The 24323-nt window shown below is 60.0% G+C and carries 18 protein-coding genes; 8 read left to right on the forward strand and 10 right to left on the reverse strand.

Features of this window, described 5'->3' with window-relative positions; genetic code table 11:
* Window positions 1-164: 164 nt before the first annotated feature.
* Window positions 165-1049: a SctD/MshK family protein gene (locus tag GIW48_RS21130; protein ID WP_186618289.1), complete on the reverse strand. Its 885-nt coding sequence runs from the start codon at window positions 1047-1049 to the stop codon at window positions 165-167.
* A gap of 85 nt (window positions 1050-1134) precedes the next feature.
* Window positions 1135-1296 carry a hypothetical protein gene (locus tag GIW48_RS21135; RefSeq protein WP_016969018.1) on the reverse strand — a complete coding sequence of 54 codons (162 nt, stop codon included), beginning with the start codon at window positions 1294-1296 and terminating at the stop codon, window positions 1135-1137.
* Between the two features lie 609 nt (window positions 1297-1905).
* On the opposite strand from GIW48_RS21135, the gene GIW48_RS21140 reads away from it, so the two are divergent.
* Both GIW48_RS21140 and GIW48_RS21145 read left to right on the forward strand, forming a co-directional pair.
* Window positions 1906-5121: a type III effector HrpK domain-containing protein gene (locus GIW48_RS21140; protein ID WP_236472922.1), complete on the forward strand. Its 3216-nt coding sequence runs from the start codon at window positions 1906-1908 to the stop codon at window positions 5119-5121.
* Between the two features lie 71 nt (window positions 5122-5192).
* The gene (locus GIW48_RS21145) at window positions 5193-5603 is read left to right on the forward strand and encodes a winged helix-turn-helix domain-containing protein (RefSeq protein WP_017137562.1); all 411 of its coding nucleotides are present in this window, start codon (window positions 5193-5195) and stop codon (window positions 5601-5603) included.
* A 163-nt stretch (window positions 5604-5766) separates the two neighbouring features.
* Here the strand turns inward: GIW48_RS21145 and GIW48_RS21150 are convergent, their stop codons facing one another.
* Complete coding sequence (locus GIW48_RS21150) at window positions 5767-6627, reverse strand: Dyp-type peroxidase (protein ID WP_017137561.1); 861 nt, start codon at window positions 6625-6627, stop codon at window positions 5767-5769.
* Window positions 6628-6655: 28 nt separating this feature from the next.
* A complete protein-coding gene (locus tag GIW48_RS29720; protein WP_017137560.1) occupies window positions 6656-6784 on the reverse strand; it encodes a hypothetical protein in 129 nt (42 codons plus the stop codon).
* Window positions 6785-7021: 237 nt separating this feature from the next.
* On the opposite strand from GIW48_RS29720, the gene GIW48_RS21155 reads away from it, so the two are divergent.
* Window positions 7022-8638 carry an NADP-dependent glyceraldehyde-3-phosphate dehydrogenase gene (locus tag GIW48_RS21155; protein WP_138449200.1) on the forward strand — a complete coding sequence of 539 codons (1617 nt, stop codon included), beginning with the start codon at window positions 7022-7024 and terminating at the stop codon, window positions 8636-8638.
* Between the two features lie 163 nt (window positions 8639-8801).
* Window positions 8802-9863 (forward strand): FUSC family protein, encoded by a 1062-nt coding sequence (locus GIW48_RS21160; protein WP_236462278.1) that lies wholly within the window; start codon window positions 8802-8804, stop codon window positions 9861-9863.
* A gap of 63 nt (window positions 9864-9926) precedes the next feature.
* Here GIW48_RS21160 and GIW48_RS21165 read toward each other — a convergent pair whose 3' ends face one another.
* Together GIW48_RS21165 and GIW48_RS21170 are read right to left on the reverse strand one after the other, a co-directional pair.
* Window positions 9927-13604, reverse strand: coding sequence for a hypothetical protein (locus GIW48_RS21165; protein ID WP_236462276.1), 3678 nt, complete (start codon window positions 13602-13604; stop codon window positions 9927-9929).
* Window positions 13605-13905: 301 nt separating this feature from the next.
* A complete protein-coding gene (locus GIW48_RS21170; protein ID WP_099550527.1) occupies window positions 13906-14658 on the reverse strand; it encodes a TetR/AcrR family transcriptional regulator in 753 nt (250 codons plus the stop codon).
* Between the two features lie 359 nt (window positions 14659-15017).
* Here GIW48_RS21170 and GIW48_RS21175 point away from each other — a divergent pair, with 359 nt between their 5' ends.
* From GIW48_RS21175 to GIW48_RS21190, 4 genes are read left to right on the forward strand one after another with little or no spacing between them, the layout of a single operon-like run.
* Entirely contained in the window at window positions 15018-15725 is a 708-nt protein-coding gene (locus GIW48_RS21175; protein ID WP_017137555.1) for an ABC transporter ATP-binding protein, read from the forward strand.
* Complete coding sequence (locus tag GIW48_RS21180) at window positions 15722-16921, forward strand: ABC transporter permease (RefSeq protein WP_236462273.1); 1200 nt, start codon at window positions 15722-15724, stop codon at window positions 16919-16921. Before GIW48_RS21175 ends, GIW48_RS21180 begins: the two co-directional genes overlap by 4 nt.
* On the forward strand, window positions 16914-18395 hold the full coding sequence (locus tag GIW48_RS21185) for a TolC family protein (RefSeq protein WP_099550528.1): 1482 nt from the start codon (window positions 16914-16916) through the stop codon (window positions 18393-18395). The genes GIW48_RS21180 and GIW48_RS21185 overlap by 8 nt, the downstream gene beginning before the upstream one ends.
* Window positions 18385-19632, forward strand: coding sequence for an efflux RND transporter periplasmic adaptor subunit (locus GIW48_RS21190; protein WP_138449190.1), 1248 nt, complete (start codon window positions 18385-18387; stop codon window positions 19630-19632). The genes GIW48_RS21185 and GIW48_RS21190 overlap by 11 nt, the downstream gene beginning before the upstream one ends.
* Window positions 19633-19735: 103 nt before the next feature.
* On the opposite strand, the gene GIW48_RS21195 is transcribed toward GIW48_RS21190, so the two are convergent.
* From GIW48_RS21195 to GIW48_RS21210, 4 genes are read right to left on the reverse strand one after another with little or no spacing between them, the layout of a single operon-like run.
* Window positions 19736-21130 carry an FAD/NAD(P)-binding protein gene (locus GIW48_RS21195; RefSeq protein ID WP_236462270.1) on the reverse strand — a complete coding sequence of 465 codons (1395 nt, stop codon included), beginning with the start codon at window positions 21128-21130 and terminating at the stop codon, window positions 19736-19738.
* A 12-nt stretch (window positions 21131-21142) separates the two neighbouring features.
* Window positions 21143-21910 (reverse strand): ABC transporter ATP-binding protein, encoded by a 768-nt coding sequence (locus GIW48_RS21200; RefSeq protein WP_017137550.1) that lies wholly within the window; start codon window positions 21908-21910, stop codon window positions 21143-21145.
* A gap of 3 nt (window positions 21911-21913) precedes the next feature.
* On the reverse strand, window positions 21914-23254 hold the full coding sequence (locus GIW48_RS21205) for an ABC transporter substrate-binding protein (protein WP_017137549.1): 1341 nt from the start codon (window positions 23252-23254) through the stop codon (window positions 21914-21916).
* Window positions 23255-23271: 17 nt separating this feature from the next.
* Window positions 23272-24321, reverse strand: a complete 1050-nt coding sequence (locus GIW48_RS21210) for a branched-chain amino acid ABC transporter permease (RefSeq protein ID WP_236462266.1) — start codon at window positions 24319-24321, stop codon at window positions 23272-23274.
* Window positions 24322-24323: the final 2 nt, after the last annotated feature.

The raw sequence follows: 24323 nt of genomic DNA on the forward strand, positions 1-24323 counted from the left end.
CTGTTGATCGTTCCCACGCTCTGCGTGGGCATGCATCCTGTGACGCTCTGCGTCACCTTGCGCAGGGGTCACGCATTGCGCTGATTTCAGGACGCGGAGCGTCCGGGGCGGCATTACCACGCAGAGCGTGGGAACGATCATGTGTATACGTCCCATAGACCGACTCATAAGGTGAAGGTAAAGCGCTCATCGCCACGGGCGAGGATCACTTGGTTGTTCTCGATGCGTTCCAGCACCCAGTTGTCCGCCAGCGCAGCGCCGGGGTACAGGCGCTTGCCGCTGTCATTGATCACGTAGGGGTGGGCGCCGAACCACACGGCCTGGAAGCGCACGCGTGGGCTCGCGGCATCGGCACGCGCGGCAACGCGGGGGTTGAGCACGATCTGCTGGCCGTAGCGCTGGTCGAAGGCTTGTTGCAGGGCCAGCCATTGAGGCTTTTGTGACTGTTCGAAACTGCCCTCGGCGCTGAGCTGGCCGTTGCTGTTGGTGACGCTCACCGCATCCAGGCGGGCGGCTTGCAACTGTTGCTCCAGCCAGGCTTTGGCCTGTTCGCGAGACGGCTGTTTAATCGCCGGCACATCGACCACTGCCGCCACCTGCGCCAACGGCGGGTCACTGCGAAAGGCCAGTGCCCCTGCACAGATAAACAGCAGGCCGAGCGCGACAATCCAAGGCGTTAATCTGCGCGGAGCGCGGGAGGGTTGCTCTGCCTCTTCAGGCAGCGCCAGGCTCACACCGGCGGTGCCGATGCGCAGTTGCAAAGGCAGTCGCGCGCGATGACCATTGCCCCGGGGAATTCGCACAGTGCCGGCGACCAGCACCTCACCGCCCAAGGCTTCGACCGCCACATGGCCGCCCTCAAAACGCAGGCGCAGGTGCAGGCCGGCGATACCGGGGTCGCTGAGCACAAGGTCGGCCGCGAGGTCCGCGCCGATGGTGTAGACAGGCTGATCAAGCACCAGGGAACTGCCCTGGTGCAAACCGGCGGTCACAGTGAGGGTCGGTGCGCCAGTCGCAGCCACCGGCCCCAAAGAAATCAAGGCTGTCATGTGTGGGTTTGCCCCCTTGAAAATGTGCAACGGGGTCAAGAATCAGCAGGTAAACGGGCAGCGCCAGCGCCGCCCGTTTGGCAAATCAGTTCTGCGGACGCTGTTTGGTGGCGTCGAGCTCAGCTTTTTTCGCGGTGCTGATTTCGGTGATCTTGGCCGACTTCTCGATAGCCATGTTGAAGGTCGCTTCCATCTTCGCGATAGCGTCGTCGGCGCCGCCGGCTTTTACTGGTGGGACATCAGCCATGTTCATCTCCTTGCATCGATAGGGAAGTTATTCAGTTGCGCAACAGCAAGCTGAAAGTATGCAAACCCGGTAAATGCCCAAAACGTCAGACAGTGAGCGTTTGAACCGTCGTTGGTTTGCATGGGGGCCATACTACTCACGAACAAAACGCCTTCGTTGTGAAAGCTTGTGAAACGTTTCGGCTACAAGGTGTGAATTGTTTGGCTCAACCCGGCGTTGAAAAAAACTCATGCCGGTTCGCCCGCGGAACTTTTAGCGAAACGTTCAAACAAGGCCAAAGCCCCTTATTACGCGGCGTTGCACGCACACCCCGACATTCTCTTGAACAATAGGCGGCAGGTTTACAGCGTAAAAACGCGCAGTCCGTCACGACGTCGACGTCTTTTTTGTATCGACTTCACATTTTTCGCTAATAGCCTTTTGCCCAACTTCGCAGATATTTCCATTTGTAACAAAAGCGACTTACTCATCGCGTTTCATAGCTCGGCGCGAGCGACCTTAATGCTCGCGGGCAACTAATTTCCTGCGCCTGATTAGTACAGATGCACTAATAGCTAAATAGTCAGTGTGCAGGCCCTGATATATGAAACAACTTCCAGGTGAGCATGTATGCCAGCGATCCCAAGTAGTCGTGACCCTGCGCAAACACCGGGCACAGACGGCTCGCAGAAAAAATTCGAAACCGCGTTGTACACCGCCGTCAACCAGCCGACCTTCGACCCGTCGAAGATCCGCGGCCCGTCGATCCCACTGCCCTATCAAAACGTTCAGGCGCCGGTGAACAACAGCATCACCTACACACCGTTGGGCAGCGACAAGCCAGTCACTCTCAAGCAGAGCGACAACCCGCGTCTCTACGAAACACTGGTCAACCAGTACAACACCCAACAGAACGATGCGAGCTTCGAAAAAAACCTCAGTGACAGTAAAGCGGCCGGCTACACCCATGCCGATGCGAGCACCGTGGCGCCGGGGCTGGGCAACTACACGGCCATCGGCAGCCCGACTGAACTCGGCCCCGGGCTGATCCGCTATGAGACCGCCTCGGGTGACAAGGTGGTGGTCAGCCAGAAAGACACGCCGCAGCTGTTCGATCAGGTCAGTGGCGACTTCACCAAGCTGTCGGCGATCAATGCCAGCGGCGCCGAAGGCTATCGCCTGGCCGGTGCCAACGAGAGCATCGACCCAGCCACCCATATCGGCCCGCCCGAGGAAGTCGGGCCAAGGTTGATCCGCTACCAGACCGCGTCCGGCGACAAAGTGATCGTGTCCCAGGACATCACCCCTGCCCTGTACGACCAAGTGGCCAAGCTTTACGCCGGCACTACTGGAGCGGCAGGCGCCTGCGATACTTCGTGGGTCGACAACTCGTCGTTCGGCGTGTCCGGCGCCAAGGACTGGAACAGCATCACCGGCAACACCAGCGGCACGCCGACCAAAGAAGAACTCGACCTGAACCGCCCGCGCGCCGCCGCACAATTGCTCTCGCAGAACTGGGACGCCTGGGGCCTGCACGGCGCGCCGATCGACTTTGCCAACCCGCCGACCACCTTGCCGCCCCAGGCTCAGGCCGTGCTCAAGTACGTGGCCAGCAGCCCGAACCTGATGGCCGCGCTGGACAGCGGTGGTCGCGGCAAAGCCGACAATGTGATCACCCATTCCGACGTTGACCATTTCATCAGCAACACCAACAGCGATATCGGCGCGGCGGCGAAGTCCTATGGCAGCTTTATGGGCAGCCACCCAGGCGACTTGGCCAAGGCCAACGCCAAGTCCGCCGCCATCGTGATGGCCAACGAAAGCCTGGTCGCCAGTTCCGGCACCGCCATGCGCCCAGGTGACAACCAGCGCAGCAACGACGGCATGATCCGCCCCGATAACCTGCAAGCCCTGGGCAGTGATTCGGCCTTGAGCAACGAGCTGACCGGCGCTGCAGCAATGTGGTCGCGCCCCGGCCTGTTCCACGCCCTGGAAACCGGCGGTGACAACCCCGCCACCGGCAAATCCGACAACATCGGCACCCGCGACAACATCGGCGCGTGGCTGGAGAAACAGGCGCCGAAAACCGACAGTGACACCCTGACCTTCCTCGACGGCGCCGCCACCCGCGATGCCGTCGCCGGTGTGGATACCTCCAAGCTCACCGCCGATATCCTTGCCAACCCGCAGAACTACACCGGCGAACAAAAAGCCGCCGTGATGGTGCAACTGACCGATGCACAAACGCGCCTGCTGGTCAGCGACTACGTCGGCAACGCAGGCTTGATGGACAAGTACACCTCGCCCAACTGGGGCCTGAACCCCAACGAAGACAAGATCAAGGCGCAGCTGCAAAGCGGCATCGAGACCCTGTCGGCAGACCCGGATGTGCAAAGCTTCCTGCAGAACAATCGCGGCCCCGCGCTCAGGGATATCGTTAGCAGCGACCCGAGCATGAAGGTCGCGATGCAGAACTACTTTGAAGGTGGCATCGAGTCGGGCAAGAACCTCAACGACAACCTCAATGCCAAGGACCAGAACGGCAAGCAGATCGACATGGGCATGGGCCTGCAAAACGCCGCCAACGACGCGACGATCGCCAACCTCGCACTGGGGGGCAACGGCCATGTGGACCTGACCAAGGTGGCGGCCAACGCCGGGCAAAGTGACGCGATCCTCAGCTACTACAAGAACCAGCTGGTGACCGGCAAAGCCTTCACCGATGCGGTAGCCGGTGGCCTGGACCCGACCGTGGCGGCCAGCAGTTTCGCCGCCAGCACCGCGTCGGCCCAGGCCTTTCTGGGTGACAAGGCCACGGCGGATGACGCGGCGACCTTGCAGGTCAACTTCAACGAAAACCTCGGCGATGCGTTGCTCGGCGGTGCGACCACCGACACGTTGAACGTCACGCTCGGCGATGGCAACGGCAACTTCGACGACGCCAAAGTCACCGCTGCGATCAACGACGCGCAGCAAAAAGACCCCGAGATGTTCACCACCTCCGACGGCGGCAAGATCGACCCGGCACAGGTGGTGTCGATGCTGCGGTCGGTATGGGACATCGGCCGTCAGGGCAACAAGATTGCCGATGCCTTGCCCAAGGCTATCGAAGGTATGAAATTCGGGGATGTCAGCCCGGCGTTCAAGCAAGGCCTGCTGCACATTGGCAGCGCGGTGTTGATGAGCGGCGTGCTGATGGCGCGTTCGGCCAGCGGCAGCACCACCCCGGTGGCGGATGCCAACCGCGTATCGGCGGGCCTGCAATTTGCCGGGTTGCTGCTCGAAGGCGGGACCAAATACGCCAAGGAAGCCGGCTATGGCGTCACCTGGGTCAACCGCCCGGACGGCGGTACCATTGGCGATTTTCCCGGCAAAGTGCCGGTGGGCAAAGGCCCGCTGTCGGCGCAACAGATCGCCAATATCGGCGCGGCGGGCAAGATCATCGGTTCGGCCGGCGGCATTATCGGCGGCGTGATCGGGATTATCGGCGGGGTCGACTCCTTGAAAAAAGGCGACTACCTCACCGGCAGTTTCTCGGTGGCCACCGGTGTGCTCGGCACAGGTGCGGCCGTCGCCGGCCTGGTGGAAGCCGGTGCCGGTTTGTATGGCGCCACCGAAATCGGTGCAGTGGCCGGCACCATCAGCGGCATCCTTGGCGGCGCCACGGCGATTCTCGGGGGTATCGGCAGCGCGTTCCTGCCGTTCGCCCTGGCCGATGCCCATGGCAAGGCGCAAGACGCGTTCTACGGGCAACTGACACCTGTGCTGCAGCAATACGGCCTCACCGGTGGCCCGACGATGGATGGCGATTATCCGTCTGACCCGATCCCGGCGATCAACACCTGACTCTCCCTGGCAACCCGGCGTAAAAAGGAGCCGCGTCGGGCTGCAATGTCCACGCACAAAGGTTAACTGACATGACGTACTCGACTCGCAGCCACCTCACCGATGACGCCTCTTTCGGCATTCACTTCGGCCCGTTCCAACTGCTGCCCCACCGTTATCTGCTGCTCAAGCATGGGCAACCCGTGAACCTGGGCAACCGCGCCCTGACCTTGCTGATCGCCCTCGCCTCCCGGCCTGGTGAATTGCTGCATAAACACCAATTGCTCGACATCGCCTGGCCCAGGCTGGTGGTGGAGGAATGCAACCTGCGCACACAGATCAAGACCCTGCGCCGCGCGCTGGGCGACAATGACTCGTTCTACATCGCCACCGCAGCGGGCCTGGGTTATCGGTTCGTCGCGCCCACCTGGTTGGAACCCGAGCCGGTGCAGGTGATGAAACCGTCGGTGGATGGTGACGATAAGCGCCAGTGGGTGGCGTGATCTACGCCCCCACACAATCAAACTGTGGGAGCTGGCTTGTGTGCCGAGGGAGCTTGCTCCCGCTGGGGTGCGAAGCGCCCCCAGGATAGCTGCGACTGCTGCGCAGCCGAACGGGAGCAAGCGCCCTCGCCACAGACCCCCACACTGTTTCAGATCTGGGGGATCAGACGAGTGCGCTCACGTCCAAATGCCCATCCTTCACCGGTGGGCACCAGTAGTAGCCACCGGTCAGCGGCGTACTGATCCGATACAACCCATCCACAATCCCGTCTTCCAACCCGCTCATGCGCCGCAGTTGCGCTTCAAACGCATCGAAGGAATGCCCAAACGCCAGGAACATCAACCCCGCTTGGCCGTTCTCGGCCCACGGCATCGAGCGGCGCACCACAAAGGCTTGCGGGGTAAAACTTTCCTGGGCGGTACGCTTGGTGTGAGCGGATTCGGGGGCGTCGTCCAGCTCTTCGTTATCGCCATGGCGGCGGCCGATGATGTGGTCACGCTCCTGGGCGGGCAACGCGGCAAAACCGTCGAGGTCGTGTTGCCATTGCTGGATCGCGGCAAAGCTGGCGCCGCTGTCGGTCAGGGCGGCTTCGACGGCGGCGGCGGCGTGGGGGTTTTCGGTGCCGTCTTCGTAATCGGTCAGATCGAAGCCGGTTTTGTAGCGGAAGCCTTCGGTCATCTGCACCAGCCGGAATGCCGGAGCCAGGGCCTTTTCAAATGCGCGGCTGCGCAGCAGCAGTTCACCGCGATCCACACCGTGCAGCCACACCCACAACGCCTGCTGGGTGGACGGGTTATGGGCGCCTGGGCCAGTAACGGCAGGGAATGCGCGCAGCCCTTCAATGTGCGCGCCGAGCGAAGTTACCAGCGGCTCGCCAACACCGACCACTGCGCCCGCGTCCGCCAACTGCACCAGCGCGTCTAACGCGGCGGGTACGGCTGCCAGTGCATCAACGGCAAAAAACAGATGGCGTGCCTGCAACGGCACCGGTGCGGCAAGAATGCCCGGCTGGTAGTGACTCATGTGAACTCCTTCTGAAAAGCCGCGCAGTTTAACCGGCCAGCGCGGGCTTTTGCTCAAGGTTTTCCAGATCACGCGGTTCCAGGCCCAATTGCGCCTTGAACTGCGCCCAGCCTTTGGGCGTGACCCGCACCGCACGCGAATCCCTGGCGCTGATCAATCAGGCGTGCGCCACGGCCTGCTGTATGGCCTGCTGTTTGTACTCAGCCTGTATTTCTGGGCGTCTCGCCGCTGCGCACCGGCGTGGCGTTCCTGCCACTGACGGTGTTGGTGAGCATCGGCAGCCTGACGGCCGGCGAGTGCGTGCGCGCCTTCGTAACGCGTCTGGCGCTTGCCACACAGCCCTTGGATGGGTGACTCTCTAGTCATGTTTTGCAACTATTCCAGGGGTAGCGACATGACCACCAGTAACCTGCTCGCCCAGCTGTTTCCCACCGCCGCCAGCGAAATTCCCGAGCAATTCCGCCTGGCCGCGCCCATCGAACAGCGTGATTACCTGGTCGACGGCCAGTTGCAGGTGTGGAACGGCCCGCTGGCCAAGGTGCAAAGCCCGGTGCAACTGGGCGATGAGCGCGTACACATCGGCAGCACGCCGCTGCTGGATGCCGACACCGCCCTCACCGCCCTGGACGCCGCCGTGCGCGCCTATGACCGCGGCCAGGGTGAATGGCCGACGATGCGCGTGGCCGAACGTATCCAGCATGTCGAAGCCTTTTTACGACGCATGCGCGAACAGCGCGACGCGGTGGTCAAGCTGCTGATGTGGGAAATCGGCAAGAACCTCAAGGACTCACAGAAAGAATTCGACCGCACCTGCGACTACATCACCGACACCATCAACGCCCTCAAGGAACTCGACCGCCGCAGCAGCCGCTTCGAGCTGGAGCAGGACACCCTTGGCCAGATCCGCCGCGTGCCACTGGGTGTGGCGCTGTGCATGGGGCCTTACAACTACCCGCTCAACGAGACCTTCACCACGCTGATCCCCGCGTTGATCATGGGCAACACCGTGGTGTTCAAGCCGGCCAAGCTCGGCGTGCTGTTGATTCGCCCGCTGCTGGAGGCGTTCCGCGACAGCTTCCCGGCCGGCGTGATCAACGTGATCTACGGCAGCGGCCGCGAAACCGTCAGCGCGCTGATGGCCAGCGGCAAAATCGATATCTTTGCGTTTATCGGCACCAACAAGGCCGCCAGCGACCTGAAAAAACTGCATCCAAAGCCACACCGCCTGCGCGCAGCCTTGGGCCTGGACGCAAAAAACCCCGGCATCGTGCTGCCCGAGGTCGACCTGGACAATGCCGTGAGCGAAGCGGTCACTGGCTCCCTGTCGTTCAACGGCCAACGCTGCACTGCGCTGAAGATCCTGTTCGTGCACGAAGCGGTAGTCGACAGCTTCATCCAGAAATTCAACAGCAAACTGGCGACGCTCAAACCCGGTATGCCCTGGGAAGACGGCGTATCGCTGACGCCGTTGCCGGAAGTCGGCAAGGTCGATTACCTCAACGCGTTGGTGGCCGACGCCGCGCAGCACGGCGCCAAGGTGGTGAACCCCAATGGCGGCGAAAGTCGCGGTTCGTTCTTCTACCCCGCCGTTTTGTACCCGGTGAACCCGCAAATGCGCGTTTACAACGAGGAACAGTTCGGCCCGGTTGTACCGATCGTGCCGTACCGTGACCTGGAGACCGTGATCGAATACGTACTGGACTCGGACTTCGGCCAACAGTTGAGCATCTTCGGCACCAACGCCGTGGAAGTCGGGCGGCTGGTGGACACCTTTGCCAACCAGGTCGGGCGTATCAACATCAACGCCCAGTGCCAGCGCGGGCCGGACACCTTCCCGTTCAACGGGCGCAAGAACTCGGCCGAGGGCACGCTGTCGGTGCATGACGCGCTGCGCGTGTTCTCGATCCGCACGTTGGTGGCGACCAAGTTCCAGGAGAGCAACAAGGCGTTGGTCAGCGATATCTTGCGTAATCGAGATTCGAGTTTCTTGACCACGGATTACATTTTCTGAAGACAGCGCCGCTCCCTGTATAAACAGGTCAGAGTGGGAGCTGGCTTGCCTGCGATAGCATCACTGCGGTCTGACTGAAAGACCGAAGTGCCTGCATCGCGGGCAAGCCCGGCTCCCACACGCGATCCGGTCCACCCTGCATAATGAGGCCACTTTAATACCGATGAACCTGCCCTTCTTCGCCCGGCGCCTGCTGCGCCCTTTGCTCGACCCCTACCGCCGCTACCGCCACGCCAAGCTGATCCACGCCGTGCGCGTGTCCATCGGCCTGCTGGCGACCATCCTGCTCACCACCGGCATCAACCTGCCCCACGGCGAGTGGGCCTCGGTGACCATGCTGATCGTGATCGGCGGCTTGCAGCACCACGGCAATATCGGCAAAAAAGCCGTGGAGCGCGCCTACGGCACCCTGATCGGTGCCAGCGTCGGCCTGCTGCTGGTGGTGCAACAGGCCTATTTCGGCATACCACTGCTGACCTATCTGCTGATGTCGGTGGTGTGCGGGTTCTTTTCCTATCACGCCATCGGCAAAGGCGGTTACATCGCGCTGCTGTCGGCGATCACGGTGTTTATCGTCGCCGGCCACGGCGACAACCCGATCTCGGATGGCTTGTGGCGCACCGTCGATATCCTTATCGGCATCGTGTTGGCACTGGCGTTTTCCTTTGCCCTGCCGCTGTACGCGGTGTATTCGTGGCGCTACAACATGGCCAGCGCACTGCGCGACTGTGCGGCGATTTACAGCCGCATCATCAACGGCCAGTCAGTCACTGACGATGAACACTTCAAGCTGCTCAACCGCCTGAATGCCGCCATACTGCAACTGCGCTCGCTGATGCCTTCGGTGTCCAAGGAAGTGCGTATCTCGATGACCGAGTTGGACATGATTCAACGGCACCTGCGCATGTGCATCAGTACCCTGGAGATTCTTGGCAACACCCGGCCGGACCCGCGTGATGAGCAGGCAATGGTGCGGATGCAAGTGATGTTAAAGGCCGAGCACCGGCAGATTCGCGTGCAATTGGTGGGGATGGCGCGCGCACTGAAATCCGGGTTTACCGAGCGCCTGGAGCGGCCTGCGGTGCACGCAGCGGATGAAGCTGGGTTGGATGCACCGGTGCAAAGTGCATTGGATGGGTATCGGTTGTTGACGTTGCAACTGGTCGGCAATGTGGAGGCGATGCGGCAATTGCTGGCGAAGACGGCAAGTCATTGGAAGATTTGAGTGGTGCAAAAAGGGACAGCCTACGGTTAGGTAGAGCTGTCCCGATTGTTCAGCGAGGCAGGATCATGTCAGGCGAGAAATGTAGGCCGAGTGAACGAAAAAATCGTTACCCCAGCCGCTATTCTGGTAATTGTGAAGGACAACCGCCTTTGTTCCGTTCGTCGAAACGCCAAAGTCTGCGGTAAACATGTACCAGGTATTTTTGGGCGGCACGATCGTACCCGACATCTGTACACCGCCTACGAATATCGCGAGTGAGGGATCCACATTGATCCCGCCCGATGGGGAATAATTAAAGATGTAGAATGAAACCCGATATCTATGGCCTATATAAAAATTTGAATTAGTCGTTACTACTACACCGGCATAATTCGATCGATCCGCATGCGTACGTATGTTCAAGCCTGATGCTTCAATACTGGCTCGATCTGCGTTATTACCTAACGCCCAAGGCCCTACTCCGTACATAAAACTAGTGGTCAGGGCGGCAAATGAATCAGACTTGACATACTGCGCCAACGGGAACACCAACGCTCGGGCTTTGTCCACACCGCCATTGAAGGCAACCCTCACCTCCAATTGAAACGTCGTACCATTAGGCAGTGCCGTCAGCGTGCCACGCAATACGGGCATATTGACAAAACCATTTTTTACTTCATCCACAGTGATGGTATGAGCGGGCACTATTTCCACCGACCTGCCACCACCAATAAGGTCAATCCATAGTGTTTGCCCTGCCTTACACAGTGGGAACGTGACCATGTCCGTTCGTGTATTGCCGGCAAAGGTATTCAAATCGATGGTGGTACCAGCAGCTTGATTATTGATCGTTGCCTTCGGAAGGTTAGCGGGCGCAATCGTAGTAACCGATACTGTCTGCACTTTCGACGGTGTTGTTTTCCCACCCCTCACAAGAAAACACTGTAACTGAATCACACTGTTTACACTATTGTGCACCACTTGAGCCGGCGTCAGATCAAATACCAGCGTACCACCCGCAGTGCCTGGAAGGGTCTTTGAATACTTAGTACCGTCCTGGTGAATCCAATCCAGCGTAACGCTGTCCTTCACGGTTCCATTCGGAATCTTAACCGTAACGCTGGTGCTCTTTTCAAGCGACAACGGATCTACCGTAATCTCCTGCGCGGTGCTTGAAACACCGTTAAGGGTTGGATAAGGCAACTCCATGGGCAGTTTCTGAATAATATAGTTTGCCACTGGAAACGGTGTTGCCGTTTGCAAGCTGGGGATTTTTGGAAAACTCACAAAAAAACTGATGGTAAAAGGACTCCCCTCTTTGAGGGTATCCAAGCCCTCCGGGACCCGCATGGAAACGCCTTTTTGAAGTTCGTTCTCGGTAACCTTTTCGGCGATAACAACTTCCTTTATATACGCCTCGCCGTCCTCCAAGGTACCTTTGCACGTGCACCATTTCACCTCATCTACCAGCATGAAGTCCCACACAGGCACATTGATGCGCGCCCCTTCGGCTACTAGGTCAATCGGCAGCACTGTAGAGTGTTCAAACCCATCGATATGAGGGGTAGGCAGAACCTTGAGAGGTAGCAGCAGAATATTCAACGTCTCAAACGGGTAACTCCTTTTCCCCTTATTCAAAACAGCTGTCACGGTAATATTGTTGCCATCAGGACGTAGACCTTTTGCGATCACATCGTACGGAATATCCACATCGACGAAACCAGTCTTAGGGTCTACAGATGCTCTTCCCTCCATTTGACTGACATCAAACTTGCCAAACAATTTCCAGGAAACCACACCGCCTATCACCGGCGAATGACCGATACGCAGGGTCGCCCCCTGAGTGACCTTGCTCGGTTTGAGCGTTCCATTGACCTTATCAGCCTCAAGAATTTGAAGTGGTTGGAGTACTACTGGCGGACCAACGCTGATCTCATGTTGTTCCGAATACAGGAACGTAGACGGTGAGCCCGGGGTTTCCACGTTATAGTAGGCTTTGAAACTGCTATTGTTATTTGCCTTTAGAAAATCCAGGGGTATACGTATGCCCAATTGCGTGAGGTTGACACCGGCTAGCGCCGCGCTGATAGAAATGGTGCCCGTGATAAAGTTTTGTGATGATGACGCTTCTCCAACAAAAGTATAATTCACCTTTTGCTTCTCGACCGTGCCGGTGTAGGTAATGAATGCCTCAATGTAGGTACCCGATACGTTAGCAAGGTCCACGTTACCATCCAACGCATCTGGAACATGCATTTTTTGCAACTCTGCAATAACGTCTCCAATCTCGACACTCAATGGCTCTGACCTGCGAATAGAGCCCGGGCGACTTTTACCGTCGTCGGTTTGGTAATAAAGGTTAAAAGGCCCTTTTTTATCAAAAACTTGCAATTTCGCCTTGGCAAGCTGTCGTATATCCCCCTGTGGGCCAGCTATCTCTATGAAGGGAACAAGTTGGGAGCCGCCCGTTGATGCATCACTGGCATAAATAATTTCCACATTCTGCTCGTCGTGAGGCGAGTAGTAAGGCATTTCTACAGACGCAGTTGTATCGCGAGGAATAACCCTTCCTCGACACGGAGGAAGTAGCTTAACCGGCGGCATTATTGTCGGCGTGCCCACCGCCCTGATCAAAATACTACCGGATGTACCGAGTTCCACCCCCGCAGGCGTTTTGTACTTGCACGACACCCGGAACTGCCCTCCCGCCAACTTGGCGACAATACTGTTGGGAATAGGGACTTCTATAGTCCTGCGCCCCGTAGCCTTAATTATCGGCAAAAATACCGTTTCCAAGTTACCAAGTTTATCCCTCGTTTCCAGCGCCACATGGACCTCATTCGGTGACTTAAGTACTACATTTTTTATCACTAATGAGACTTCTACGCTGAGAGCAGACTGACTGTGTTCGTCCAGATCAAGTTGTAAGGCAACCTCACCGGCTACCAAAAATATCGGAGCATCCACAAGACTGGTATCAAGTTCACTGATATATTCCAAGGGCATGGAATACGTATATTTTCCTTCAGGTTTGTTTTGCACCACATCTTCAACTGTGAATGCGAACCCCACTGTACCCTTCTTCGACATCTTGAGCAGATCTGCCTCCTCGATAGGGATCCTGATCGGCTGAGTACTTTTTGCCTCTGCGGGACTCACAATGTGGGTCACCGGCCTCCCATCAACGGAAACTGTGATTATGTCGTTCGAACGAATATACAAATACGGTTGAATCAGGCACGTCAGGCCACCGGCAGCAACCTCCGCATTAATGATCGAACCCGGGGCGAAATCTTCGATCCACATAATGAAACCACTGTGCCAGGGCTCCCAAGGCCTGCGATCATACCCCCCCGGAATTGTCAACTTGATGAGCATCGTTTGAATCGGTGAGCGACTTTCATTCCCACTACTGCGCACCACCCGACAGAAGTACGGGACGGCGTCGCCCTCTGCCAGCTTATTGGCTGGAACTTCAAAAATGTGATGGGGAAGACCATCTTTATCGATTTTTTCGATATCCTCAAGCGTGAACTCAGTTGATGCAATCGCCTCCCCCAAATTACCCACGCGCAGGCCGAGATAATTGCTAGCCACCAGGCCGGGCCAATAGGGAACTAAGAATAACCCGTAGGGATATAATGCGCGCCGGCCTGCTCCAATCTTGGACTTTTCAGGGTACTTAGCCTTGTTCGTATCTGTCAGATCGACGGTGAAACTATTAAGAAAAGGGGGGAGGAGGTCTTCTTCATAGGTCGCCATAGTTATCACCTTGCTGGATTAAGGCCGCGCAGGAATAGCGCGACGAGCAAGGTAAATAAGGCGCTTGGAGCAATCGGCAAATCTACTGTCAGAACTGACAGTGGCGACGAGTGGCTGGCGCGTAGGTAAAATCCGACAGACCACGCGACCAGCGTAAATCTGTCTACCCCAGCCATTTTCTTACATTTTTTTCACGATTTATTCACATCCGCAGCCGTAGGGTGAAGCCTCATCCGTTACAAACGCTGCACATCAAAACCCGCCGCCCCAGCGGGTTTTTTTTTGCTTTGGATTTAGGGATTTAACGTGCGGCTTTGGTGGCGGGCGCAGCGGCTTGTTCGCGAATGGCGCGCTGGGTGTCGAGCACCTTGGCCAGTGCGGTTTCCGCTTCGGGGCTTTGCTGCGGTACGCGAATTGCGGCCGAGACCAGGGTGATCAGCTTGGCCATGACCTCGGCATCCGTGGCCGGGCGGCCCAGGCTCATGGAGTTCATCAGCAGGCGCAGTTCAGTGCCGGCCATTACCCCGGAAATCGCCTTGAGGGCGAATTGCAGACGCACGCCCAGCTCATTGCGCGGCAGATCCGGCAGGGCCAGGGCGAAGGCTTCGAAGAAGCGCTGGAACACCGGCTGGTAATGCACCTTGAGGTATTCCTGGATAAACGGCGAGGTGTCGCTGTACACCCGGCCCAGGAAACGGATAAATGATCGCCCTTCCCCGCTGGCCGGGTCACTGCGTTCCAGGCCCATGGCCGGGGCGAACAGCACGCCGAGCAAGGTGTCGCAGTCGAGCGGGCCATCGGCCTCGGCTTCGCAGCGCGCGAGCAGCTCCAGGCGCTGCTCGTTGAGCGGCTCCAGGCGTTGCATCAGCAGGGTTTTCATCAGGGAGTCCTTGTCCCCGAAGTGGTAGTTCACGGCGGCCAGGTTCACCTGGGCGCGCTCGGTAATCTGCCGGAGCAACACGGCGTCATAGCCGTATTTGATGAAAAGAGCCTCTGTCGCATCCAGCAGTCGAGTCTTGGTAACGTTTGGAGCGCTGAGTTTCTTCGCGACCATGAAAGGTTCCACGTGGGAAATATTGTTTTAAAAAATAATTTGATTTTTTATACCGGGGCAGCCCTTCGAAAGCAAGTAGTGACACTGCGCCATGCTACGAAAGGCCTGTATAAACAGGCCTGTCGAGGGTAGCCGAAGGGATTTTCAGGCGCCGCAGCCGAACGACCGGCAAATCGTCACAAGAGGTGAAACCGCTCTACATCCATGGCTGGCGAAGCGCGTTGATCGCGGTTACTATTCAAACAATATTTTAAAAACAAGAAATAAAACCAGTCCGTGGCGCGTATCAGGCAGTTCCCGAACTTGTTACAAGGCTTTGCCGGGGGCGTGGCGATAGCGTCGAGACTGCAGGCGTAGTCATGATGACAGATACCCCCGCGCACCCAGGCTTGATCTCCCTGCAAGGCATCGGCAAGAGCTATCAGCTCGCCGGGCAACACCTGTCGATTCTCAATGACGTGTGCCTGTCCATCGCCCCCGGCGACAGCTGCGGCATTCTCGGCGCCTCAGGCTCCGGCAAAAGTACCCTGCTCAATATTCTTGGCCTGCTGGACTTGCCCGACGGCGGCCAGTACCACTTTGCCGGCCACGATATCTTCAGCGCCACGCCGGATGAGCTGGCGGCGATCCGCAACCAGCAGATCGGCTTTGTGTTCCAGAGTTTCAACCTGCTGCCCCGCCTCAGTGCCCTGGACAACGTCGCCCTGCCCCTCAGTTACCGTGGCGTGTCGCGCCATGAGTCGGTGGAACAGGCGCTGCGCATGCTCGCGCAAGTCGGCCTGGCAGAGCGCGCCCACCACCGCCCGGCCGATCTTTCCGGTGGCCAGCGCCAACGCGTAGCGATCGCCCGCGCGCTGGTCGGCAAGCCGTCGGTGATCCTCGCCGACGAACCCACCGGCAACCTCGACAGCACCACTGCCCAGGAGATCATGGACCTGCTCCTGGCCCTGAACCGCGAGCAGCAGGTGACGCTGATTATCGTCACCCACGATGCACACATCGCCGAGCGCCTGGAGCGCAAGATCCTGGTACGCAATGGCGTGGTGCATGAGGCTGGGCGCCTATGAGCCAGCGGATCGAACAGAGCCTGAGCCAACTGCTGCATGAAGCCTTTGTGAGCCTGCGCACCCTGGGCAAACGTTCGATCCTGGCGTTGCTGGGCATTGTGATCGGCAGCTCATCGGTGGTGGCCCTGATCAATATCGGCCATAACGCGGCGGTGGACGCTGCGATGATTTTCAAGGACATGGGCACCGACACCCTGATCGCCCAGTTCCCGCCCAAAGGCAACAGCAATGCGCCGATGCTCGCCAGCCTCGACCTGGACGCGGTGCGCCAGGCGGTGCCGGGCATTGCTCATATCGGCGCGCTCAGCCTGTTCAGCGGGCCGCTGGTGTTCCAAGGCCGCACGGCCAACGCCAACTTCGTCGGCAGCACCGCGGACATCAAGGACGCCATGCGCCTGGCCCTGCGCGAGGGGCGCTTTCTGTCCGCCTTCGACGCCAACGAAACCTACGGCGTGATCGGCGATCAAGTCGCCCAGGCCTTGGGCACGCCGGGCAACCCGCTGAAGCTGGGCGACCGTGTGCGTATCAACGATTACCTGTTCCTGGTGGTGGGCATCCTGCACAACCAACCCCGCGCGATGCTGATGCCGGTGCAGGCCAACGAATCGCTGTTTATCCCCGCCGAAGGCATGCGGCGCATCTACCCGACGCCGCAGATCGGCAATGTGATCATTCGCGCCGCACCCGGCCAGGACATGGAGCGCATCGCCCGTGAGGCCGCGATTGCCCTGAAAAGCCAGCTCACCGACCACGATGTCGACATTCAGGTGCCCCAGCAAATGATCGATGGCATGACCCGGCAAAGCCGCACGTTCGCCTACTTGCTGCTGGCGCTGGGCGCGATTTCCCTGGTCGGTGGCGGTGTCGGCGTGATGAACGTGATGCTGATGAATGTCTCGGAGCGCCGCCGCGAAATCGGCATCCGCATGGCCCTGGGCGCGCGCCAGCGTGACATCCGTAATCTGTTTTTGCTCGAAGCGGTCACGCTGACGGCAGTGGGCGCGCTGTGTGGTGCAGTGCTGGGCATGACCGCCGCGTGGCTCTACGCCTGGCTGTCAGGCTGGGAATTTGCCCTGGCCGCCGCAGCGCTGCCACTGGGGGTGGGCAGCACCTTGCTGGTGGGCTTGTTCTTTGGCATCTACCCGGCGGTCTCGGCCTCGCGGCTGCAGCCGGTGGAGGCCCTGCGCGATGAATAAATGGCTATGGTTACTCGCCCTGGCAAGCCTGCCAGCCATGGCCGCCGATGTGGTAATCAACCCGTCAGCGCCGAGCACCACCCGCAGTGGTTATGACCGCAGTGTGTCGCTCAATAACCAGGTCACGACGCTGACCCTGGGTGATGCGGTGTACCTGGGCCTGCGCAAAAACCCGGCGATCCGCAGCGCGTACCTGCAACGCGTGGCGCAAAAGTTCGACCTGCGGGTGGCCGAAGACACCTTCAACCCCAAGCTCTCCCTCAACAGTTACTACCGCCAAAGTCGCGGCTCGGCCGACAACGCGCGCAATGCCAACCTGGCACCGAGAGCGACCTTGCTCAGTGAGTACGGCACCCAGTTGAGCATGGCCTGGACCCAACAACTGAACAACGCCGACCGCGCCGGCCGCTACCGCAGCGACGGCCTCGACCTCACGCTGATCCAACCGCTGATGCGCGGCGGCGGCTGGGACGCCACCACCGCGCCGCTGCGCCTGTCGCGCCTGTCGGAGCAGGCCAACCGCCTGAACCTCAAGGCCACCGTGGCGCAGACCATCAGCCAGATCATCGCCACCTACCGCGAACTGCTGCGCGCCCAAGAGCAGTTGAGCATCGTCCAGGACGCACTCAAGCGCTCCAACACCTTGCTGGACGTGAACAAGGCGCTGATCAGCGCGGGGCGCATGGCTGAGTTCGAAATCGTGCAGACCGAAGCCGATATCGCCACCCAGCAATTGGGCGTGGAAGAGGCCCAGAACCAACTCGACACCAGCCGCCTGGCCTTGCTGCGCCTGCTGGCGCTGGACCTGTCGACGCCGATCCGCGCCAGCGAAGCCCTGGAAGCCAAGCCGATGACCATCGACAAACGCCAGGCCTTCAGCCTGGCGCAGACCCAGCAGCCGGAGTACCTCGCCGCCCTGCTCGGCAGCCAACAGGCCGACCTCAACCTGGTGATCGCCAAAGACTCCGGGCGCTGGCAGGTGGACCTGGTGGCAGGCGCCAACCAGCTGCGCGATGCCTACAGCAACAATGACAGCGGCAACAACAATAACCGCACCTGGAACAGCTACGCCGGGGTGCAGGTGCAGATTCCCATCGGCGACATCAGCACCCGCCAGGCCGAGGTGCGCGCGCGGGTCAATGTGGAAGACCAGGAGATCCGTATCACCGATGCGCGCCAGGAACTGGAACGCAGTGTCAACGACGTGGTGCGCGACCTGGGCACGCGTTGGCGCCAATATGAAATTTCCCAGCGCGCCGTCGAGCTGTCGCGGCGCAAGATCGAAATCGAGCGGGAAAAACTCAGTGCCGGGCGCTCCACCAACTTCCAGGTGTTGAGTTACGAAACTGACCTGCGCAACGCCGAAAACGCGCGGCTCAATGCACTGATCGCTTATCTGAACGCCCAGACCCAGCTCGATTTGACCCTGGGCATGACGCTGGAAAGTTGGGAAATCGCCCTCAATGACTACTGATAAAAAATACCTGCTGGGTGCCGTGATCGTCGTGCTGTTGGCGGGCGCAGGCATTGCCCTGCGCAGCCCGGCTACCGATCAGCCGGCCGCAACCGAGCAATGGCTGGCAGTCAAGCCCGACCCGTTGGTGCACCAGATAGGCCTGGTGGGCAAGATCGAACCCGACACCACCATCACCCTCACCGCGCCGTTCGACGGCAATGTGCTGGTCAACCTGGTTGAACAAGGCCAACGCGTCGAGGCCGGCCAGGTACTGTTGCGCATGGACCCCTCCACCCTCGAAGTGCAACTGCGCGACGCGCTTTCCGCCCAGCTCAAGGCCCGACGCACCGTGCAAGAGATGCAAGACTGGGACAGCAGCCCCGCCGTCAGCCGCGCACGCCGCAGCCTGCGCACCGCAGAAATGACCGCCGGCAACACCCAGCGCAAACTCACCGAGAGTGAAAACCTGTTCAAGCGCGGCATCATCCCGCGCAACGAGCTGGACGATCTCAAGCAGCAGACCCAACAGCAACAACTGGACCTGGCCTCGGCCCGCAGCGAGCTGCAGCAGGCGCAAGATCAGGGCAAAGGCGAATACCGACAAATCGCCGAGATGGAGCTGACCAACGCCACGGTGAAATACGACGCCCTGCACAAGCTGCTCGACGGCCAAGAGGTCAAGGCGCCCTTCTCCGGCATCGTCGTGCCGGCGCCGGGCAGCAATAACTCCTCGCCAGGGGGAGCCAATAACAACGCACCGGTGCAGGCCGGCAGCAAGGTCAGCCAGGGGCAGGTGCTGTTCGGGCTGGCCAATATCGAACGGCTGAAAATTGTCGCCAAGGTGTCGGAACTGGACATCAACCAGTTGCATCAGGGCCAGGCCGTGGAAGTGATGGGTGATGGCTTTGACGGCGAGCGCCTGACCGGCTCCGTCAGCGTGGTCAGCGGCCTGGCGATTGCCAGCGATAGCCAGGGCAGCGCGCAGTTTCCGGTCACCTTGTCGATCCCCACGCTCACTGCGCAGCAATTGCAGCGGGTGCGGCTGGGGATGAGTGCGCGGTTGACCATCGTCACCTACAACAATGCGCAGGCGATTGTGGTGCCGAGCCAGGCGATCCAGCCGGACATGAGCGTGGAATATCGGGCCGCGATGGATAAGCCGGTTGAGCGGGTGAAAGTCACCACAGGACAGTCAACCGCCGAAGGTGTCGAGGTGTTTGGGCTCAAGCCGGGGTTTGTAAAAACATCAAAATAGCCGGAGATCCAAAGGTGGGAGCTGGCTTGCCTGCGATGGCGGACTGTCAGTTAGAACAGCTGTGCCTGACCCACCGCTATCGCAGGCAAGCCAGCTCCCACATTCATGCTGAGGTGAGTTTGGCGGCCAGGGCCTTGGCTTGAATCGCCACGTCGGTGACTGCCGTGCTCTCCCACCACATCCCCCGCAAGGGCGGGCCCATGGCAAACAGGCGTTGGCTGACCTGGCCTTGAGCATCCAGCACTGCACCTGATGTATCCGCCGCAATTCCCAACGCCAACGGCCCAGGCTTGATCAACCCACGTTTGAGCAACTGCTGCGGCAGCGGTTTGGCCACTCGCCGCCAGTCGTACTCAATACCGCTGGAGTTAATCAACGCAGCGCCCGACACTTGAGTGACGGCTTGTTCGCCGCGCCGTCGCAGCTTGATCGTCACCCCGTTGTCCGACGCCACCAGCCCCTTGAACGACGCCGCCTGAATCCGCAGCCGTCCTTCTGCATGCAACCGCGCCACCAACTGCGCGCTCAATGGCGGCGAGCGATGGTGATGGCTCTCCCACCACGGCCTTACATGGCGCACGAACTGGCGTTTCTCGCGCTCACTGGCCTGGCTCCACAAGCGGCCGATATGCGCTCGCACCGTGTCCAGCGGCGCTTGCCAATCAATGCCCTGTTCCACCGCCAGTTGGCATTGGCGCCGCACCTCGCGCAGCAACTGTCGAGGGCTGCGCAGGTTGTGGTCGTCGGCCAGGAAGTCCACCCAGCTCGGCGGTTGCCGGCGTACGTGGGGCAGCAGGCCGTGGCGCGAAAATATCTCGATTGGCCCACGATGGCCGGCCTGCTCCAGGGACACCACGGCATCCACCATGGTAAGCCCGGACCCGATGATCAGCACCGTCGACTGCGGCTCGATCTGGCGCATGGCCTTGACGTCCCACGGGTCCACTGCCGCTGCATTCAAGCCGCTGGATTCGGTCTGCGGCGTGCGTGCCGCCGGGAACATGCCAGTGGCCAATACGGCCTGGGCACCGCGCAATTGTTGGCCGTCATCCAGCGTCAGCCGAGTAGAGTCCCCTTCCACTTGCAAGTCGACCACCTCGGCACGAATATGCTCGACCGTGGAAGCCGAGAGCGCCTTGGCCTCAGCCAGACGCTGTTGCGCATACACGCCAAAAATCCCGCGTGGCGGGAACAACTCACTGATGGGTACAGGCTGCTGATTCGACTCCGGCCAGCCCCCAGCGCCGATGTAGTCGGTGAGCCATTGGGTCAAGTCATCGGGGTTGTCCGGGTCGACACTCATGCGCGCCGCATTGCCGTTCAGGGTGTGCCCCAGTTCGACGGCACTGTAGGCCTCGCCACGGCCAAGTTCCTCGCGTGGTTCAATCACCAGGATCTGCCGCTTGCCAGGCTGGCGCAGCAGTTGCACCGCCAGCATGGTGCCGCTCAAGCCGCCGCCGATGATCAGCACATCAGCGTTGCGGATGGATTCAGTCATGCACATTCGCCCTTACTGTTTGCCCAGATAAATATCATGCAAATCACCCCGCGCCAGCAGTTCAGCCGCACTGCCGCTCAAAACCACGCGCCCAGTATCCAGCACATAGCCGTGGGAGGCATAGTTGAGCGCGACATTGATGTTCTGCTCGGCGATCAGGAAGCTCACCTGTTGCTCGCGGTTAAGCTGGGCGATGATTGCGAAAATCTCCTGCACGATCATCGGCGCCAAGCCCATGGAAGGCTCGTCGAGCAAGACTAAAGTCGGCCGAGTCATCAATGCGCGGCCAATGGCGACCATTTGCTGCTCGCCGCCGGAGGTCAGCCCGGCGCGGGTGTGGCGCTTGGTCTTGAGCCGAGGGAACCAGGCGTAGATACGCTCCAGGTCGTGCTCCATGTCTTGGCGGCTCAGGCGCCGCACAAAGCCGCCGCTGCGCAGGTTGTCTTCCACGCTCAGTTGGCCGAACACATGGCGGCCTTCCAATACGTGGACCATGCCCTGGCGCACCCGTTGGCTGGGGTCGATGCCGGCCAGGTCGCGGCCGGCATACTCGATCACGCCACGGCTGACTTCGGCGCGCTCGGCGCGTACCAGCCCCGAAATGGCCTTGAGCGTGGTGCTTTTGCCGGCGCCGTTGGCACCCAGCAACGCCACGATGGCGCCCTTGGGCACGTGCAGCGAGACCCCGGCCACCGCCAGTATGGCGCCGTCGTAGATCACTTCGATGTCATTGACGTTTAACAGTGACGGGCTCGCAGGTTCAGCGGCGGGCTGGCTCATGGCTTATTCATCCCCGGTGCAGGTACGCGGCGTCAGGCCTTTTTCCTTGGCAAACGCGGCGGACTTTTCATCGATCAGCGGGCGCAGCAGCGCACGGTCGGCGGCGATCCAGTCGCTGATCAGCGTCCAGTTGGCGCCGTCCCACTGTTGCACACGCGCCGAGCCGCCGCCTTCGTGGTCGCGGCACGACAGCTTGAGGTTCTGCATCAGGCCCAGATAGCCCATGTCTTTAAGGCGCGCATCATCGATATTCAAGTGTTCCAGGCCCCAACGGCCTTCCTCGCCATTGAGTGGGCGCTTGCCGAACTTGGCCTGGGCAGTGCGAATCGCTTCCACCGCCACGGCGGCATTCACGAGGCCGGAGTTGTAGTAGACGCTGCCGAAGTTTTTCAGGTCCTTGAGGTCGCTGTGGCCCTTGTCGAGGATGTACTGTTTGAGGCGTTTATGGATCTCGAAATCAGCGCCTGCCGGGTAAGGCGTGAGCGCCAGGTAACCTTTGGCGGCGGCACCTGCGGGCAGCACGTCTTCGCTGGAACTGGCCCAGATATCGCCAATGATGTGGTCAACCGGGAAGCCAAAGCGCGCAGCGGTCTTTACCGCCACCGGCGTGGACACGCCCCAGGTGCGCAAAAACACCCAGTCCGGATTGGCCTGGCGCACCTGGCGCCATTGCGCCGACTGCTCGTTGCCCGGGTCGGCCACGGGAATCTGGATATTTTCAAAGCCGTATTTCTCGGCCAGTAACTTCAACGGGCCGAGGGTTTCACGGCCGTAAGCCGAATCGTGATAGACCGTGGCGATCTTCTTGCCCTTGAGTTTGTCGAAGCCGCCTTCGCGCTGGGCAATGTAATTCACCAGTGTGGACGCTTCGCTGTAGAAGGTCAGCATCACCGGGAAGTTATACGGAAACACCGTGCCGTCGGTGGCTTCGGTGCGGCCATAACCGAGGGTAATCAACGGGATCTTGTCGACTTCCGCACGCTCGCTCAGCGCATACGCCGCCGGTGCGCCGTTAGGCTGGTAGACCGCGACCGGCGCGCCATCCAGGCCATTCTTGAAGCGCTCGTAGCACTCGATGCCCTTCTCCGCCGTCCATTCGGTCTCGCATTCCTGCCACACCAGTTTGACGCCGTTGATGCCGCCTTCGACCTCATTGATATAACGCAGGTAGTCGATCATCCCGGCCCACACCTGCACGCCGCTGGAGGCATAGGCGCCGACGCGGTAGGTGGCCAGCGGGATAAATTGCTGGTCGGGCGAGGCGATTGCCTGGGGCACAGCACCGGCCAAAGCTGCCAACGCAAAAGCAGCGCCGACAAGGGAACGTTTCAAGGATGTACGCATAGGAGTTCTCATCAAGGTCAGAAACGCAGCGGCCATTGCCGCAGACGGTCACGCAGGTTGTGCAAGAGGCGAATCAAGCCTTCGGGTTCCTTGATCAGGAACACGATGATCAACACGCCAAAAATGATTTTCTGCAGGTTCTGCAACTGCCCCGCATCCACCGAGCCACCGAACAGCGCCTGCCCGGCATGGCTGAGAAAAATCGGCAGCAAACTGATAAATGCCGCACCGACAAAGTTGCCGGCAATGCTGCCCATGCCGCCGATAATGATGATGAACAGGATCTGGAACGAGCGGTTGATATCAAAACTGCTGGCGCTGGCCGTGCCCAGGTAGGCGAAGGCCCACAACGCGCCGGCAACCCCTAAGTAGAACGAACTGACCGCGAAGGCCAGGCGCTTGTAGCGCACTACCGGGATACCGACCACGGCGGCGGCGGTGTCCATGTCGCGGATTGCCATCCAGTTACGCCCTACCTGGCTGCGCACCAGGTTGATGGCAGTCCAGGTCAACAGCAGCACCGTGACCAACGTCAGCCAGTAGCGGCCCAGCGGCGTATTGAGGTCATGGCCGAACAGCGAAAGCTTCGGCGCGGAAATGGTCCCGGAGGAACCGTAGTTGTAGAACCAGGGGAATTTGACGAACAGCCACTCCAAAAAGAACTGCGCCGCCAGCGTGGTGACCATCAAGTAGAAGCCTTTGATCCGCGAGCTGGGCAAACCAAACAGCAGCCCAACCAGCGCGCTGATCACCCCACCGCCGAGCAGCGCCACCGGCAGGCCCAGCTCGGGCAGACGCAGCAGAAAACCGTAGGTGGCAAACGCGCCAACGGCCATGAAACCCGCCGCGCCCACTGAGGTTTGCCCGGTATAGCCGGTGAGCAGATTCAGGCCCAGACCGGCCAGCGACAGCACCAGAAACGGGATCAGGATCGCGTTGAGCCAATAGTCATGGCCCCACAGCGGCACCCCGATAAAGGCCACTGCCAATAAGCCGGTCAGGCCCCAAGGCAGGCGCCGCTGAATCAGTAATAACGGCGCGGTTTCTTGAACAACGGGTATCGACATGG

Source organism: Pseudomonas sp. PA-6-3C (assembly GCF_021605825.1).
Lineage (GTDB): Bacteria > Pseudomonadota > Gammaproteobacteria > Pseudomonadales > Pseudomonadaceae > Aquipseudomonas > Aquipseudomonas edaphica.

What these genes read in the sequence shown, in the direction of transcription:
- GIW48_RS21140 (WP_236472922.1), top strand. Translation starts at nt 1,906, where the DNA reads ATGCCAGCGATCCCAAGTAGTCGTGACCCTGCGCAAACACCGGGCACA.
- GIW48_RS21175 (WP_017137555.1), top strand. Translation starts at nt 15,018, where the DNA reads ATGATGACAGATACCCCCGCGCACCCAGGCTTGATCTCCCTGCAAGGC.
- GIW48_RS21165 (WP_236462276.1), bottom strand. Translation starts at nt 13,604, where the DNA reads ATGGCGACCTATGAAGAAGACCTCCTCCCCCCTTTTCTTAATAGTTTC.
- GIW48_RS21205 (WP_017137549.1), bottom strand. Translation starts at nt 23,254, where the DNA reads ATGCGTACATCCTTGAAACGTTCCCTTGTCGGCGCTGCTTTTGCGTTG.
- GIW48_RS21210 (WP_236462266.1), bottom strand. Translation starts at nt 24,321, where the DNA reads ATGTCGATACCCGTTGTTCAAGAAACCGCGCCGTTATTACTGATTCAG.
- GIW48_RS21135 (WP_016969018.1), bottom strand. Translation starts at nt 1,296, where the DNA reads ATGGCTGATGTCCCACCAGTAAAAGCCGGCGGCGCCGACGACGCTATC.
- GIW48_RS21200 (WP_017137550.1), bottom strand. Translation starts at nt 21,910, where the DNA reads ATGAGCCAGCCCGCCGCTGAACCTGCGAGCCCGTCACTGTTAAACGTC.
- GIW48_RS21155 (WP_138449200.1), top strand. Translation starts at nt 7,022, where the DNA reads ATGACCACCAGTAACCTGCTCGCCCAGCTGTTTCCCACCGCCGCCAGC.
- GIW48_RS21180 (WP_236462273.1), top strand. Translation starts at nt 15,722, where the DNA reads ATGAGCCAGCGGATCGAACAGAGCCTGAGCCAACTGCTGCATGAAGCC.
- GIW48_RS21185 (WP_099550528.1), top strand. Translation starts at nt 16,914, where the DNA reads ATGAATAAATGGCTATGGTTACTCGCCCTGGCAAGCCTGCCAGCCATG.
- GIW48_RS21170 (WP_099550527.1), bottom strand. Translation starts at nt 14,658, where the DNA reads ATGGTCGCGAAGAAACTCAGCGCTCCAAACGTTACCAAGACTCGACTG.
- GIW48_RS21150 (WP_017137561.1), bottom strand. Translation starts at nt 6,627, where the DNA reads ATGAGTCACTACCAGCCGGGCATTCTTGCCGCACCGGTGCCGTTGCAG.
- GIW48_RS21145 (WP_017137562.1), top strand. Translation starts at nt 5,193, where the DNA reads ATGACGTACTCGACTCGCAGCCACCTCACCGATGACGCCTCTTTCGGC.
- GIW48_RS21130 (WP_186618289.1), bottom strand. Translation starts at nt 1,049, where the DNA reads ATGACAGCCTTGATTTCTTTGGGGCCGGTGGCTGCGACTGGCGCACCG.
- GIW48_RS21160 (WP_236462278.1), top strand. Translation starts at nt 8,802, where the DNA reads ATGAACCTGCCCTTCTTCGCCCGGCGCCTGCTGCGCCCTTTGCTCGAC.
- GIW48_RS21195 (WP_236462270.1), bottom strand. Translation starts at nt 21,130, where the DNA reads ATGACTGAATCCATCCGCAACGCTGATGTGCTGATCATCGGCGGCGGC.
- GIW48_RS21190 (WP_138449190.1), top strand. Translation starts at nt 18,385, where the DNA reads ATGACTACTGATAAAAAATACCTGCTGGGTGCCGTGATCGTCGTGCTG.